The sequence below is a fragment of the Antribacter soli genome (assembly GCF_021568775.1).
GTDB classification, from domain to species: Bacteria; Actinomycetota; Actinomycetes; order Actinomycetales; family Cellulomonadaceae; genus Antribacter; species Antribacter soli.
The window spans coordinates 54,730-68,443 of record NZ_JAKGSG010000033.1 but is presented as its reverse complement, the minus strand read 5'-3'; the positions used below and the strand labels follow the sequence as shown (position 1 = coordinate 68,443).

General features: G+C 73.7%; 14 protein-coding genes. 5 read left to right on the top strand and 9 right to left on the bottom strand.

Going from position 1 to position 13,714, the window contains the following annotated elements:
* Nucleotides 1-31 precede the first annotated feature (31 nt).
* A complete protein-coding gene (locus L1785_RS11475; RefSeq protein WP_236089400.1) occupies nt 32-817 on the top strand; it encodes a cupin domain-containing protein in 786 nt (261 codons plus the stop codon).
* Here the strand turns inward: L1785_RS11475 and mqo are convergent.
* From mqo to L1785_RS11455, 4 genes are all read right to left on the bottom strand, one after another.
* Nucleotides 783-2,201: a malate dehydrogenase (quinone) gene (gene mqo, locus L1785_RS11470; RefSeq protein WP_236089427.1), complete on the bottom strand. Its 1,419-nt coding sequence runs from the start codon at nt 2,199-2,201 to the stop codon at nt 783-785. The genes L1785_RS11475 and mqo overlap by 35 nt on opposite strands.
* A 157-nt stretch (nt 2,202-2,358) precedes the next feature.
* Nucleotides 2,359-3,129, bottom strand: a complete 771-nt coding sequence (locus L1785_RS11465) for a maleylpyruvate isomerase family mycothiol-dependent enzyme (protein ID WP_236089399.1) — start codon at nt 3,127-3,129, stop codon at nt 2,359-2,361.
* Nucleotides 3,126-3,782: a pyridoxine/pyridoxamine 5'-phosphate oxidase gene (locus L1785_RS11460; protein ID WP_236089398.1), complete on the bottom strand. Its 657-nt coding sequence runs from the start codon at nt 3,780-3,782 to the stop codon at nt 3,126-3,128. The genes L1785_RS11465 and L1785_RS11460 overlap by 4 nt, the downstream gene beginning before the upstream one ends.
* Nucleotides 3,783-3,795: 13 nt before the next feature.
* Entirely contained in the window at nt 3,796-4,353 is a 558-nt protein-coding gene (locus tag L1785_RS11455) for a TetR/AcrR family transcriptional regulator (protein WP_236089397.1), read from the bottom strand.
* Between the two features lie 77 nt (nt 4,354-4,430).
* Between L1785_RS11455 and L1785_RS11450 the strand changes: the two genes are divergently transcribed.
* Nucleotides 4,431-5,642 (top strand): GNAT family N-acetyltransferase, encoded by a 1,212-nt coding sequence (locus L1785_RS11450; protein WP_236089396.1) that lies wholly within the window; start codon nt 4,431-4,433, stop codon nt 5,640-5,642.
* On the opposite strand, the gene L1785_RS11445 is transcribed toward L1785_RS11450, so the two are convergent.
* Together L1785_RS11445 and L1785_RS11440 are read right to left on the bottom strand one after the other, a co-directional pair.
* The gene (locus L1785_RS11445; protein ID WP_236089395.1) at nt 5,633-5,944 is read right to left on the bottom strand and encodes a GNAT family N-acetyltransferase; all 312 of its coding nucleotides are present in this window, start codon (nt 5,942-5,944) and stop codon (nt 5,633-5,635) included. The genes L1785_RS11450 and L1785_RS11445 overlap by 10 nt on opposite strands.
* A gap of 102 nt (nt 5,945-6,046) precedes the next feature.
* The gene (locus L1785_RS11440) at nt 6,047-6,595 is read right to left on the bottom strand and encodes a TetR/AcrR family transcriptional regulator (protein WP_236089394.1); all 549 of its coding nucleotides are present in this window, start codon (nt 6,593-6,595) and stop codon (nt 6,047-6,049) included.
* A 52-nt stretch (nt 6,596-6,647) separates the two neighbouring features.
* Here L1785_RS11440 and L1785_RS11435 point away from each other — a divergent pair, with 52 nt between their 5' ends.
* The 3 genes from L1785_RS11435 to L1785_RS11425 all read left to right on the top strand — a co-directional run bounded on the left by L1785_RS11435 (nt 6,648) and on the right by L1785_RS11425 (nt 8,588).
* Nucleotides 6,648-7,556, top strand: a complete 909-nt coding sequence (locus L1785_RS11435; RefSeq protein ID WP_236089393.1) for an alpha/beta fold hydrolase — start codon at nt 6,648-6,650, stop codon at nt 7,554-7,556.
* Nucleotides 7,557-7,635: 79 nt separating this feature from the next.
* Nucleotides 7,636-8,067: a VOC family protein gene (locus L1785_RS11430; RefSeq protein ID WP_236089392.1), complete on the top strand. Its 432-nt coding sequence runs from the start codon at nt 7,636-7,638 to the stop codon at nt 8,065-8,067.
* Complete coding sequence (locus tag L1785_RS11425; protein WP_236089391.1) at nt 8,064-8,588, top strand: GNAT family N-acetyltransferase; 525 nt, start codon at nt 8,064-8,066, stop codon at nt 8,586-8,588. The genes L1785_RS11430 and L1785_RS11425 overlap by 4 nt, the downstream gene beginning before the upstream one ends.
* Here L1785_RS11425 and L1785_RS11420 read toward each other — a convergent pair.
* The 3 genes from L1785_RS11420 to L1785_RS11410 form a co-directional block, all read right to left on the bottom strand.
* The gene (locus L1785_RS11420) at nt 8,528-9,697 is read right to left on the bottom strand and encodes a hypothetical protein (protein WP_236089390.1); all 1,170 of its coding nucleotides are present in this window, start codon (nt 9,695-9,697) and stop codon (nt 8,528-8,530) included. The two genes, L1785_RS11425 and L1785_RS11420, sit on opposite strands and share 61 nt — an antisense overlap.
* Nucleotides 9,698-9,927: 230 nt before the next feature.
* Nucleotides 9,928-11,079 (bottom strand): aminopeptidase P family protein, encoded by a 1,152-nt coding sequence (locus tag L1785_RS11415; RefSeq protein WP_236089389.1) that lies wholly within the window; start codon nt 11,077-11,079, stop codon nt 9,928-9,930.
* Nucleotides 11,080-11,120: 41 nt separating this feature from the next.
* Nucleotides 11,121-13,664 carry an ATP-dependent DNA ligase gene (locus L1785_RS11410; RefSeq protein WP_236089388.1) on the bottom strand — a complete coding sequence of 848 codons (2,544 nt, stop codon included), beginning with the start codon at nt 13,662-13,664 and terminating at the stop codon, nt 11,121-11,123.
* Nucleotides 13,665-13,714: the final 50 nt, after the last annotated feature.

Genomic DNA, 13,714 nt, shown 5'->3' with positions numbered 1-13,714 from the left:
CAGCCTATCCGGATGGGCCAGGATGGAAGGCGTGAAGCAGAACCTCCCCGGCGCCGTCGGGCTCACCGACCTGCGCGTCTATCCCTGGCCCACCGAGGACGGCCTCGCCGGCGGGTCGCCGCACCTGCACCTGGTGTCGACCGAGTGCTACCTCGTCGTCGGCGGGGAGGGGCGGCTCGAGACCCTGACCCTCGACGCGCTGGAGACGCACGAGCTGCGGCCCGGCAAGATCGTCTGGTTCGCCCCCGGCACCATCCACCGGGCGATCAACGACTCCGGAGACCTCCGCGTCGTGGTCGTCATGTCGAACAGCGGCCTGCCCGAGGCGGGCGACGCGGTCATGACGTTCCCGGCCGACGTCGTCGGGGACGCCGACGCCTACGCACGCGCCGCCTCCGTGCGCGACGCCGCCGGGGAGCCGTCGGAAGAGCTCGCGCGCGCCCGCCGCGACCTGGCCGTGCGGGGATACCTGCGGCTGCGGGAGGCCGCGCAGGCCGGGGACGTCGAGCCACTGCGCCAGTTCCACGAGGCGGCCGGGGCACTCGTCGCGCCGCGGCTGCCCGCCTGGCGGGACCTGCTGGCCGCCGGGCCGGCCGCGGAGGCGGCGCTGAGCGCAGCGCACGTCGAGGCGCTCTCGGGCGGGTCGGTCGCGCACCTCGCCGACGGGTCGGTCGGTGCGCTCGACGGCGGGCCGAACACCACGCTGGGCATGTGCGGCTTCCTGCACCCGTACATCCCGGACACCGCGCGCGCGAAGCAGGACCGCGCTCTTCCGGCAGGTGCTACGTCGCGGAGACCTGCTCGGTCGCCCCGGTGAGCGAGGCCGCGTCGTCGGCGAAGCCGCCGAGGCTCGGCATCATGGAGGCCAGCGTGGGGCGCCACTCGACGGCCTTCGCGGGGAAGCAGTGCTCCAGGAGGTCGACCATCGCGGGCACGGCGGTCGACGCGCCGGGGGAGGCGCCGAGCAGGCCGGCGATGGAGCCGTCCTTCGCCGCGACGACCTCGGTGCCGAACTCCAGCACGCCGCCCTTGCCCTTGACCCACTTGATGACCTGCACGCGCTGGCCGGCCGTGATCTTCTCCCAGTCGCCAGGTTTCGCCGACGGCATGAACTGCTGCAGCGCGAGGAACTTCGTCTCGGGCCGCGCCGCGAGCTGGCCCACCAGGTACTGGGTGAGGTCGAGGTTCTTCACGCCGGCGCCGAGCATCGAGAAGACGTTGTGCAGGCGCAGCGACGTGATGAGGCCGAGGTACTGGCCGTGCTTGAGGTACCTCGGGCTGAACCCGGCGTACGGGCCGAACATGAGGTAAGACCTGCCCTCGACCACGCGGGTGTCGAGGTGGGGCACGGACATCGGCGGGGCGCCGACGTCGGCCTTGCCGTACACCTTCGCGTTGTGCTGGGCCACGATCTTCGGGTCGGAGGTCCGGAGGAACTCGCCGCTGATCGGGAAGCCGCCGTAGCCGCGGATCTCCGGGATGCCTGCGGCCTGGAGCAGCGGCAGCGCGCCGCCGCCCGCGCCGACGAAGACGAAGCGTGCGGTGACCTCGCGGTTGCGCTTGAGCGCGTTCCACGAGTTGTCGCGCACGGACAGGCGCCAGCGGCCGTCGCGCAGCTTCTTGAGCCCCTTGACCTCGTGCTTCACCTTGAGCTCGGCGCCATGACCGGTGACGAACGCGACGAGCTTGCGCGTCAGCGCGCCGAAGTCGACGTCGGTGCCGCCGGCGGCGCGCGTCGCGGCGACGGGCTCGTCCGCGTCGCGGTCGATCGTCAGCAGCGGCGCCCACTGCGCGATGACGGCGGGGTCGGACGAGAACTCGAGGTCGTTGAACAGCGGGTGCGCGACGAGGGTCTCGAAGCGGCGGCGCAGGAACTCGACGTTCTCGGCGCCCCGCACGAACGTCATGTGCGGGGTGACGTTGATGAACTCGGTGCCGTCCATGAGGCCGGCGGTGAGCAGGTGGTTCCAGAACTCGCGCGAGACGTGGAACTGCTCGTTGATCTTCACCGCCTTGGAGATGTCGACCGAGCCGTCCTTGCGCTCGGGCGTGTAGTTCAGCTCGCACAGGGCCGCGTGCCCGGTGCCGGCGTTGTTCCAGGGGCTGGAGGACTCCAGCGCCACGTCGTCGAGACGCTCGTAGATCCGGATGCGCCAGGTGGGCTCGAGGATCGTGAGGAGCGCGCCGAGCGTGGCACTCATGATGCCGCCGCCCACGAGCGCGACGTCGATCTCGTCTCCGCTGCGGTAAGAAGTCACGCGCTCGATGATAGGCGCTTGTGAAATACCGAACGAACTCGGTGACTCACGTCACACCTGGTCAGGCCGTGACATGAGTCACCTCACGCCGGAGCCGGGGTCACGGCCACGGGAGGAGCTCGGGCAGCGGGACCGGCTCGCCGTTCCGCACCGCGACCGGACGGCGCTCCGGCTCGCGCCCGGCGAGCCACGCCACGATGTCGCGGAGGCGGCCGGTGACCACGGTGCCGGCGGACGGCGAGCCAGCCACGGCCTGCGGCGAGCCTGCCGGGGCCGACGGCGAGCCTGCCGGGGCCGGCGGCCACGGCTCCGGTGCGATCGAGACGCCGTGGGCCAGGCGCGGGGCGAGCCACGTCAGCAGGTGCCCGCAGAACGCGTCGTCCCAGCTGTCGAAGCCGATGCCCACCTGCGCGTCCACCGCGTGGATGCGCACCTCGCGCCACCACGCGAACAGGCAGTCGTGCAGGATGCCGTCCCGGTACGTGACGGGCGCCCGCCACAGCGGCGCTCCGGGGACCGGCCAGGCGACGGCGTGGCGCTCCCGGACGGCCTCCAGCGCGGCGACGTGGGTCGCCAGGGGCAGGGTCGAGTCCGCCTCGATCTCCGCCTCCCTGCCCGCCAGGCCGCCGTCGTAGTAGTCGACCTTCTCGCCCCGCGTGGCGTACTCCGCCTGGCGGGCGTGCGCGCGGCCGTTGCCGGCCAGATGGCCGATCACGTGCCCGCGTGTCCAGCCCGGCAGGGGCGACGCCGCACGCTCGGCGCCCTCCGGCAGCGCGCGGACCGCCTCGATCAGCGCGTCGAGGGCCGCTGTCGCGTCCGTGAGGACGTGCTGCGTGACCTCGGGGTCGATGGTGCGCGGTGCGGTGGTCATGGCCACAGCAGTCCCTTCTCCCAGTGGATCCCGTCCGTGCGGTACAGCAGCCGGGTCTGCCCCTTGTCGTCGCCCGCCTGCCAGAACTCCACCTCCGTGGGCGCGAGCGCATAGGCGGTCCACGTCGGGGAGACCGTGCCGGGCTCGGCCCGGACGGTGTCGAGCGCCCTCGCGAACTCGGCGGCGTAGTCCTCGCGCGACGCGAGGGGCTCGCCCTGGCGGTTCACGAGGCCGGCCGCCCGGGAGGTGTCGGGCCGCGCGAGGAAGTCGGCTGCGCACTGGTCCGCCTCCGCCGTCACGACCGGCCCGGTCACGCGGACCTGGCGGCCCATCCCCAGCCAGAGGAACGTCAGGGCGGCGTTCGGGTTCTCCGTGAGGTCCTGGCCCTTGCGGCTGTTCGCGTGCCCGGCGAACCACCAGCCGTCCGGCGTGACGTCCTTGAGCACGACGGTGCGTGCGTGCACCCGGCCGGCGGCGTCGGCGGTCGAGAGCGTCATGGCGTGCGGCGCCGGGAGGCCGGCGTCCACGGCCTCGTCGAACCACCGGACGAACAGCTCGTGCGGCGTCGGCGCCGCATCCTCGGGGTCCAGGGTCGGCAGTCCCGTCCCGAAGGTCGGCAGCGCGCGGACGCGCTCGCGGAACGTGGTGGCCATCTCTTCTCCTTCGTCAGGCGGTGGCGGGACCGGTGAGCAGCGCGACGAAACCGCGCACGGCCGAGCGCAACAGCTCCGGGTCCTGGGTGGCGCGGGCCAGTACGTACCCGCCCTGGATGATCGCGACGCAGGCCCGGGCGCGGTCGAGCGCGGCGTCGGCGTCGAGCCCGGTCTCGCGCAGGACCGCGGCGACCTCGTCGATGAGGCCGGTGAAGTAGCCGGCGACCTCGGCGCGCAGCCCGTCGTCGTCCACCACGGCCTGGTCCGCCGTGAGACGGCCCACCCGGCACCCGCCGAGGGCGTCGCGCGGGCGCTCGAGGTAGGCGACGACGCGGTCGAGCGGCGCTGCGTCGCCCTGCAGCCGGCCGCGCGCGGCCTCCAGGGTCTCGGCCGCGGTGGCCGCGACCGCGGCCAGCGCGAGGTCGTGCTTCGTGGGGAAGTGGTGGTAGAGGCTGCCCTGGCCGACGCCGGAGGCGGCCAGCACGTCGCGCGGGCTCGTCGCGCTGACGCCCTGCTGGGCGAACAGCTGCTGCGCCGCCTCGACGAGGCGTGTCCGGGAGTCGGTGACCACGTCGTCACCATACCTACCTCCAGGTATGGGGGCAATTCCCGCGACCCGCCGAGAGCCCCAGAGCTACGCTCACGCTCGTGAACCAGATCCTGACCCGCCGGCTCGAGCACCCCGACCTGGCGCAGTCCCACAGCCTCGGCACCGAGGCCTACGGCGGCTCGCGGGTGCCGGCACCGCTGCCCTCCGAGGAGGAATGGTCACGGTCACCGGTGCGCAGCTGGGGTGCGTTCGACGGCGACATCCTGGTCGCCCGCCTCAGCGTCTACGGTGTGACCTCGTGGTTCGGCGGCGCCAAGGTGCCGACCGCGGGCATCGCGGGCGTCGCCGTGTCGCCGGAGCACCGCGGACGCGGGCTGCTGCGGCCGGTGTTCGCTGCGGCGCTCGCGGAGGCGCGCGAGCGCGGCGAGGTGATCTCGACCCTCTTCCCGACCGCACCGGGCATCTACCGCGGCTTCGGGTACGAGATCGTCGGCTCGTACGACGACGTCGAGCTGCCGCTGTCGGCGCTCTCCCGGGTGCGCGCACCCGAGGGCGTGACGGTACGGCGCGCCACCATCGAGGACGTGCCCGCGCTCGAGGGGGTGCACGCCCGCTGGGCCGCCGCCCAGAACGGGCCGCTGACCCGCGACGAGGAGCCGTTCGCCGTGCCCGCCGAGGAGTGGTTCACCGAGTACACGGGCGTGACGGTCGCCGAGCAGGACGGCGAGATCACCGGCTTCGTCTCGTGGGACCGCGGCGAGGGCTACGACCCGCGCAAGGCCGTGATCGAGGTCGACGACCTCGACGCCCTGACACCCGGCGCCGCCCGGGCCCTGTGGGCGTCGCTCGGGTCGCACGCCTCGGTCGTGGGCCGGGTGCGCGTGTCGACGTCGGGCACCGACCCGGCCTGGCTCGTCCTGCCCGACCTCACCACGAGCATCGTCCGCACCCGCCCCTACATGCTGAGCATCCTCGACGTACCGGGCGCGCTCGGCGCCGTGCGGCTCGCGCCGCTCACTGCACGCGTCCCGTTCGCGGTCCGCGGCGGCGGCGCGGACGAGCAGGTCACGGGCGCCTACGTCCTGGAGGTGTCCGACGGCGTCCCGCTCGCCACCCGCGACACGTCGGCCGGGCCAGAGGCCGACGACCGGCCGGTGCTCACCGGACGTGGGCTCGCCCTGTCGTACGCGGGCGCCCAGCCGGCGGCGAACCTGCGGGCGTCCGGCGACCTGACCGGACCGGACACGTACGACGCGACCTGGACGGCCCTGTTCGGCGGCCGCCAGGTGCACGTGCGCGACTACTTCTGATCGGTGCCGGGCCCGACCGGGGCGACCCGGACGCCGTCGGGCAGCGGAGCGCCGGGGACGAGGTCGAGCTGGAAGCGCGCGACGTCGCGCCAGCCGCCGAGCTTCCAGCCGATCCCGTCGAAGACGCCCACCTCGCGGAAGCCGAGCGCGAGGTGCATGGCGACGCTCGCGTCGTACGGCAGCGCGACGCCGGCCGCGGCGCGCCGGTAGCCGCGGCGGCGCAGCCGGGCGAAGAGCGCCTCGTAGAGGGCGCGGGCAGGGCGCTTGTCGCCGGGTCGTTCGTCGACATCGACTCCGGGCACTGGCCCATGATCAGCAAGCCGATCGAGCTCGGCCGGCTCCTGGCTGCAGCGGCCGCCCAGGCCTGACACGCAGCCCCAGCCGGGTGCCGGGCCGCGCCGCGATCACGGTCGGCCGAGCGCGCCGCGGACGACGACCTCGAGCGCAGGGCGGGGGTCGGCGGTGTCGCCGCGGGCGATGCGGTGCAGGATGAACCCCTCGCAGCAGTTCATGAGCGCCGTGGCCCCGGCGCCCGGATCGGCTGCGCCGAGACCCGTCAGGACGGCGACCGCCCAGCTCTTCATGAGCGCGTGCCCGCCGGCGACGGCGGCCCGGATCGCGGGATCGTGGCCGGCTTCGCCGAAGAGAGTGATCCGTGCGGCGGTCAGCGTGCGATTGGGGCCGGTCGCGTACTCGATCATCCCGGACAGCAGGTCGACCAGGCCGGCCGCCGAGGCCGGAGGTTCCGGCGGGCGCATGTCAGCCAGCTCGCGCTGGGCCATCCATTCCACGACGCCGGTGGTCAGCGCCGCCCGGGTCCGGAAGTAGTTGGAGGTGGATCCCTTCGGCAGGCCTGCCCGCTCGTCCACCCGGGCGTGGGTGAGTGCGCGCAGGCCCGCGGTTCCCACCAGTTCGATGGCCGCGTCCAGGGCGCGGATCTTCGTCGGCGTCACACCCCACTATAGACCTAGTGACAGATCACTATGATCCTAGTAGCCTGGGGTCATGACAGACGTGGCGCGCTCGAGCGAGACCCGGCTGCCGGAGCTTCCCCAGCTCGACGGAGTCAGGCATCACTTCGTCGACCTCCCGGGCCTTCGCATGCACGTCGCCGAGGCGGGCAGCGGCGAGCCCGTTCTGCTGCTGCACGGCTTCCCGCAGCACTGGTGGGAGTGGCGTGGTGTCATCCCCGGGCTGGCCGAGCACTACCGGGTGATCGTCCCTGACCTGCGCGGGGCGGGCTGGACCGAGGCGCCTCGCGGTGGCTACGACCGCGAGCAGCTGCTCGCCGACGTCGTGGCGCTGCTGGACGCCATGCACCTCGACACCGTCAGGCTCGTCGCGCACGACTGGGCGGCGATCGTCGGCTTCCAGCTCTGCCTCAGCCGTCCCGGGCGGGTGCGCAGCTTCGTCAGCCTGGCGATCCCGCATCCGTTCATCTCGTTCCACCCGAAGCTCCTCGCGGGGCTGCGGTACGCCTGGTACCAGCTGGCCATCTCGGCGCCGGTCATCGGCGCACGTCTCCTCGCCGGCGGCAGGCAGCGTCTGCCGCGGTACCTGTTTCGCCGCTTCGCGTCCAACCAGGCTGCGTTCACCGACGCCGACATCGAGCTGTTCCTCGCCCCGCTGCGCGACCGGGCGCACGCGCGCGCGGGTTCGGCGCTCTACCGTGATTTCATCACGCGTGAACTGTCCGGCGTCCTGCGCGGGGTCTACCGAACGGCGAGGCTGACGACTCCGACGAGGAGCCTCGTCGGCGCGGACGATCCCGTCATCACGCCCGAGATCCTCGGCGGCCACGAGGGCCACGCCGACGACCTCGCCGTCGTGATCGTCGACGGGGCATCGCACTTCATCCCCGACGAGCGACCCGACGTCGTGCTGCAGCAGGCCCTTGAGCTCTTCGCGGACTGATCCGGACCTGGAACCGACGGCGGCGTCCGCGTGCGAAAACCCTTGGCCCGTCGTCCCGGGCGCGTGGGAAGGTCCCAGGATGGTGGCCTTCATCTCCCACGTGACCGTCGACTCCCGCGATGCCTTCGCCCTCTCCGAGTGGTGGAAGGTCGTCCTCGGCTACGTCGACCACCCCGACGACCCCAACGCGCCCGGGCACGACGAGTGCTGGATCCAGGACCCCGACGGCGCCGGCCCTAACGTCCTGTTCATCGACGTCCCAGACGACAAGGCCGTGAAGAACCGGCTCCACTTCGACCTGCGCCCGCACGAGCGCGACCAGGACGAGGAGCTGGCGGCGCTGCTCGCCCACGGCGCGACCGTCGTCGCCGACCGGCGCGGGATCCACGGTCCCGGCACCGGCTGGGTGGTGCTCGCCGACCCCGAGGGCAACGAGTTCTGCATCCTCCGCTCGCGCGCCCAGCTCGCGGCCGCGGAGGCGGCGTCTGCGGCGTCGGGCACGGACGCGTGACGGTGCAGATCCGGGCCGAGCAGCCCGCCGACTTCCCCGCGATCCGCGACGTGCTCGTCGCGGCCTTCGGCGAAGATCGGGTCGCCGACGGCGTCGAGCGGATCCGGGAGTCGTGGATCTACCGGCCCGCGACCTCCCTCGTCGCGGTGTCGGACGACGTCGTGGTCGGCTGCGTCATGATCACCGGCTGCACCGTGAGTGGCGACGCGGGGGACCGGGTCGTGGCGATGCTGACCCCGCTCGCCGTCGCACCCGACCGGCAGCGGCAGGGCATCGGCGCCGCGCTCGTGCGGGCGGTGCTCGCCGGCGCAGAGGCCGCGGGGGAGCCGCTCGTCGTCCTCGAGGGGAGCCCGACCTACTACGGCGCGCTCGGGTTCGAGCCGGCGCGGCTCTACGGCCTGATCTTCACGCTGCCCGACTGGGCGCCGCCGGACGCCGGCCAGGTCTACCTCCTGCCGTCCTACGACCGAGCAGACCCGACCCTGCGCGGCAAGATCGGGTACCCGCCGGTGTACGAGTGACCGGCGAGCGATGGTGCCGCGTGATCGGCAGTTGGTCGGGTGATCGGCAGCCCGGGCTGCCGATCACGCCCCCAAAAGGCGATGAACGCCCGGGGGGGGGGGGGGGCCCCCCGCCCCCGGGGCCCCCCCCCCCCCCCACTACCGCCCCCCCACGGCCGGTCGGTCGAGGGATGCGGCAACAGCCGTACGAGCCGCATCCTCTCCCGCGCCGATTCGGGCATCCGGCGCGCGATCCGCGCGACCGCCTGGTCCGGGGTGTCCGACGACGTCACCCGGACGACGCTCCAGCCATCCTCCCGGATGTGGTCCTCGCGTCGCTTCTCGTCGAAGAGCGCGCGCTCGGCGTCGTATCCCGCTCCGAGGGCACCCGGCCGGTACTTGACCCGGCCGTCGAACTCGGCGAGCAGCCGGAAGCCCTCCCAGCCGAGGTCCGCGCGGTATGCCCCGTACGGGGTCCACACCGGGAGCTGGGTGGTCGGCCGCGGTAGGTCCGCGCGGAGGACCGCGTACCGCAGCCAGCTCTCCCACGCCGACTCGGCGCCGGAATCCGCCAGCTGCAGGACGAGCTGGGCTCGACGTCGGCCGCGTGGGTCGCGGCGGGCGTCCACGCAGCCCGACGCCGCGGCCCGGTCCATCCCCGACGCCAGCGCATGGTCGGCGATGACGAGCGCCCGCAGGGGATGAAGAGTGGCCAAGCAGTCGGCGACGGTACGGGGGAGCGACGTCGTGACGACACCCCCGATCACGGCGCGCTCGTGATCGTCCAGCGTGACGCGGTGTCGGGCGATGTCCGGAGCGGAAGCCGACGACGGGTTGTAGCCCTGCACGACGTGCACCTGGGTCGGCAGCCGCCAGAGGCGGAGCCCGTGCAGCAGCGCCGCCGACTCGTGGCTGACGCAGGCCTCGCCGAGCTGTCGGCCGACGGCGACAACGCGCGCGACGGCCTGGTCGCGAGCCGCATGGAACCGGTCCGTGGGCGCCGCGCCGCCTCGGGCAGCCCGGTAGGCGCCGCGACGCAGCTGCTCGACCGAGCCGGTGCGCAGGGCGCGGCGCAGCGCGTCGCGGTCGTGCTCGCGTGCAATGAGGATGTCGGAATGGATCGGGGTCATGCAGACAGCGTGGTGTTCTGGACGCAGCACGCCGGGCGTCGCAGGGTCGGACTGTGCACAGATCCCGGGATCTGGACGCTGTGGTCGGACTCGGCGCGGTCGCCTTCCCCACCCGCCCACCCCGCGTGATCGGCAGTTTGTGCCGAGATCGGCAGCCCGGGCTGCCGATCACCCGACCAACTGCCGATCACGCGGGGTGGGCGGGTGGGCAGGTGGGGGGCGGCGCGGGACTACCCGACCAGCTGGACCTCGCGCGGCGAGCGGTTGAGGCGCGCCGCGGCGTCGGGCACCGGGTCGACACCCGGGGCGGGTGCCGGGAGCGCGCCCGGAAAGGCGACCACGATGTCCTCGATCCGGACGCCGAACCGGCCGGGCAGGTAGATGCCGGGCTCCACGGAGAAGCACATGCCGGGCTGGATCGCCTGGGCCTCGCCCTCCACCATGTACGGCGGCTCGTGTGTCGTCAGGCCGATGCCGTGACCGGTGCGGTGCACGAAGAGCTCGCCGTACCCGGCGCCCTCGATCACGGCGCGGGCGGCGCGGTCGACGTCCTCACAGGTGGCGCCCGGCACGACGGCGCGGACGCCGGCCTCCTGCGCGGCGCGCACGACGTCGTGCACCTCCCGCTCGTCGGCCGTGAGCGTCCCGACGTGCACCGTGCGGGTCGTGTCCGACCCGTAGCCGTCGCGCAGCCCGCCGAAGTCCAGGACCACCATGTCGCCCTGGCGGATCATGCGGTCGCCGGCGTGGTGGTGCGGGTCGGCGCCGTTCTCGCCCGCGCAGACCAGCGTGAAGTCGACCTGCTCGTGGCCGTGCTCGCGCAGCAGTCGGTCCAGGTCGGCGGCGACGTCGCGCTCGCGGCGGCCCGCGAACGGCACGCCGAGGATCCCGTCGAAGGCGGCGTCGGCGGCGGCGCCGGCCGCGGCCAGGCGCCCCACCTCCTCGGGCGTCTTCACGGCCCGCAGCATCGGCAGTGCCCGCGTGAACGCCTCGTAGGTCGAGCCCGGCAGGGTGCGCTGCAGCCCCAGGACGTGCATCGCCCACGCCGAGTCCGAGATCGCGTACCGGGCCCCGGGCCGCAGGAGCCGGGCCGCGGCCGCGTACTCGTCCTCACCGTCGGACCACGGCACCGCCTCGATCGCTCCACCCGTGCCGAGCTCGAGGTCGTGCGCCTCGAGCCGCGGGACCAGGGCGACCGGGTCGCCGTCGGCCGGGATCGCCAGCAGGGTGATGCGCTCCGTCACGGCCGACGGCGTGTACCCGAGGAAGTACAGGAGGTCCGGGCCGGGCGTGACGAGCACACCGTCCAGGCCCGCCGCGGTGGCCTGCGCGGCCGCCCGGCGCCTGCGGTCGGCATGCTCGGCGGGGGAGAAGGGCGTCATGCGGCCAGGTTGCCACAGCGGTCACGCGACCGGCCGGGGACTCACGGCTCCAGCTCGACGTCCTCGACCGACTTGTCGGGACGCAGACCCCGCCAGACCGGTTGGCGGAGGCGGCCGTCGGTGGTGCGCTCGGTGTACGCGACCTCACCCACCAGCTGCGGCGTCACCCAGTGGGCCCCGGCCAGCTCCTCGCGCGGCACGTCGGGGACGGGCGGGTCCGGCCGCTCCCGCTCGCCGAGAAGCGTCGCCAGGGTGCGCCGGTCCTTCTCGCTGAAGCCGGTCCCCACCCGTCCGGCGAACCGCAGGTCCGCCGCGCCGCCGTCGGGCACCGCGAGAAGGAGGGCGCCCATGGATCGCGGGTCGGCACGCCCGGTCTTGGCGTGCAGCGGCCGCCACCCCACGACCACGACCTCCTGCACGCGCTCGTGCTTGATCTTCAGCCAGTCGCGCGACCGCCGTCCCGGGGCGTAGGTGGACCGGCGCCGCTTCGCGACGACGCCCTCCAGGCGCAGCTCGCGCGACGTGTCCAGCGCCTCCTGGAGATCCTCGGCGGAGTGCCCGTCGAACGCGGGCGGCACGTGGATCGGGGGCTTCGGGTGCACCACGCGCTCCAGCTCGGCGCGGCGCGCGTCGTACGGCTCGCCGACGAGCGACCGCCCGCCGGCCGCCAGCACGTCGAACAGCATGAGGTCCACCGCGAACCGCTTGCGCGCCCGCTCGACGTCGCCCGGCCTGCGGAGGTTGGCGCGCTGCTGCAGCCGCCCGAACTCCGGCCGCCCGGCCGGGTCCAGGGCCACGATCTCCCCGTCGAGGATCGCGTCGCCGTCGACCGTCCCGGCCAGGGCCTGCAGCTCGGGGAACGTCACCGTGAGGTCCTGGCCGGACCGGCTGATCAACCGCACCCGGCCCCCCTCCACGACGCAGATCGCGCGGAACCCGTCCCACTTCATCTCGAAGGACCAACCGTCGCCCGTGATGTCCCCGGGCGTCGCCGCGGTCGCGAGCATCGGCCGCAGGTCGGGCGCCTTCGTCGCGGTCGTCCCCGCGTCCGGCACGGTGCCCGACGCCGACGCCGACGCCGACGCCGACGCCGACGCCGACGCCGACGCCGACGCCGACGTCGACGCCGACGCAGGCGCGGGCTCGTCCTCGGCGCCGCCCGGCTGTGCCCGCGTGCGGTGGATCAGCCAGCTGTTCTCGTCGTCACCGCCACGGCCGCCGGTCCGGATGAGGGCGAGCCGGCGAGAGCCGCGCTCGGCGCTGTGCAAGGTCACGATCACCTCGTCGTCGCGCCACTTCTCCAGCTCGTACGTGCCCGCGTCCCAGATCGTCACCTCGCCGGACCCGTACTCGCCCTTCGGGATGGTGCCCTCGAACGACCCGTACTCGAGGGGGTGGTCCTCGGTCTGGACAGCGAGATGGTTCTGGGCCGGGTCGTCCGGCTCGCCCTTGGGCAGCGCCCAGCTCACGAGGACGCCGTCGTACTCCAGCCGGAAGTCCCAGTGCAGCCGCCGCGCATGATGCTCCTGGATGACGAACGTGGGTTCTGCAGCGGGCGAGCCGTCCGGTGGCGGCGCGCCACCGGCGTCGGGCGGCGCCGGGACGGGCTCCGGCGTGCGCGACGCGTCCCGCTTGGACCGGTAGACCGTGAGCCTGTCGTCAGCGGGCTCGAACGTGGCGAGGCGCTCCGCCGTCGGCTCGAGCGACGCGAGGTGACCCCGCAGGAGTGGCGCGAGGAGGTCGCCGTCGCGGGCCACGCGCTCCAGCACCTCGGGGTACTCGAGCTGGCGCAGGCCGGGGTCGTCGAGCTCGTCCCACGAGCGGGGCGCCGCCACCGTGGGATGCTCGCGGCCCCGCAGCGAGTAGGGCGCGATCGTGGTCTTGTTCCCGTTGTTCTGGGACCAGTCGACGAGGACCTTGCCCTCCCGCAGAGTCTTCTTCATGTCGCTGACGACGAGGTCGGGGTGCTCGGCCTCGAGGTAGCGGGCGAGCTCCTTGGCGACGGCCGACACGCCGTCCGAGTCCTGCTTCCCGTCCAGAGCGGCGTACAGGTGGATCCCCTTCGAGCCGCTCGTCACGGGGAAGGGGTCCAGCCCCATTCCCTGGAGGATCTCGCGCGCCAACCGGGCGACCTGGGCGCACTCGGGCAGGCCCGCCCCGGGCCCGGGGTCGAGGTCCAGCACCAGGCGGTCGGGGTTGTGCCGCACGCCGGTGCGACCGAACTGCCACTGCGGCACGTGCAGCTCCAGGGTGGCCGTCTGGCCCAGCCAGGTCAGGGTCGCCAGGTCGTTGACCAGGGCGTAGTCGTTGCGGCTGTGCTGGTGCTGGATCGCGCGGCGGCGTACCCAGTCGGGGGTGGAGACCTCCAGGTTCTTCTGGAAGAACATCTGACCGTCGACGCCGTCCGGCCAGCGCTTACGCGTGGCGGGACGGTTTGCGGCGTGGGGGAGCAGCACCGGCGCGACCTGCGCGAGGTAGTGCAGCACCTCGCCCTTCGTGGTGCCCGACGCCGGGTACAGCACCTTGTCGAGGTTGCTCAGGCGCAGTCGGTGGCCGTCCACCGTGACGGTCTGGGATGCTCCCATCTCCACATGGTGGCCCGATGCGGCGCGCGTCGCCCGCGGCGACCGACGTC

What these genes read in the sequence shown, in the direction of transcription:
- L1785_RS11420 (WP_236089390.1), bottom strand. Translation starts at nt 9,697, where the DNA reads ATGACCCCGATCCATTCCGACATCCTCATTGCACGCGAGCACGACCGC.
- L1785_RS11415 (WP_236089389.1), bottom strand. Translation starts at nt 11,079, where the DNA reads ATGACGCCCTTCTCCCCCGCCGAGCATGCCGACCGCAGGCGCCGGGCG.
- L1785_RS11430 (WP_236089392.1), top strand. Translation starts at nt 7,636, where the DNA reads ATGGTGGCCTTCATCTCCCACGTGACCGTCGACTCCCGCGATGCCTTC.
- L1785_RS11460 (WP_236089398.1), bottom strand. Translation starts at nt 3,782, where the DNA reads ATGGCCACCACGTTCCGCGAGCGCGTCCGCGCGCTGCCGACCTTCGGG.
- L1785_RS11410 (WP_236089388.1), bottom strand. Translation starts at nt 13,664, where the DNA reads ATGGGAGCATCCCAGACCGTCACGGTGGACGGCCACCGACTGCGCCTG.
- mqo (WP_236089427.1), bottom strand. Translation starts at nt 2,201, where the DNA reads ATGAGTGCCACGCTCGGCGCGCTCCTCACGATCCTCGAGCCCACCTGG.
- L1785_RS11435 (WP_236089393.1), top strand. Translation starts at nt 6,648, where the DNA reads ATGACAGACGTGGCGCGCTCGAGCGAGACCCGGCTGCCGGAGCTTCCC.
- L1785_RS11465 (WP_236089399.1), bottom strand. Translation starts at nt 3,129, where the DNA reads ATGACCACCGCACCGCGCACCATCGACCCCGAGGTCACGCAGCACGTC.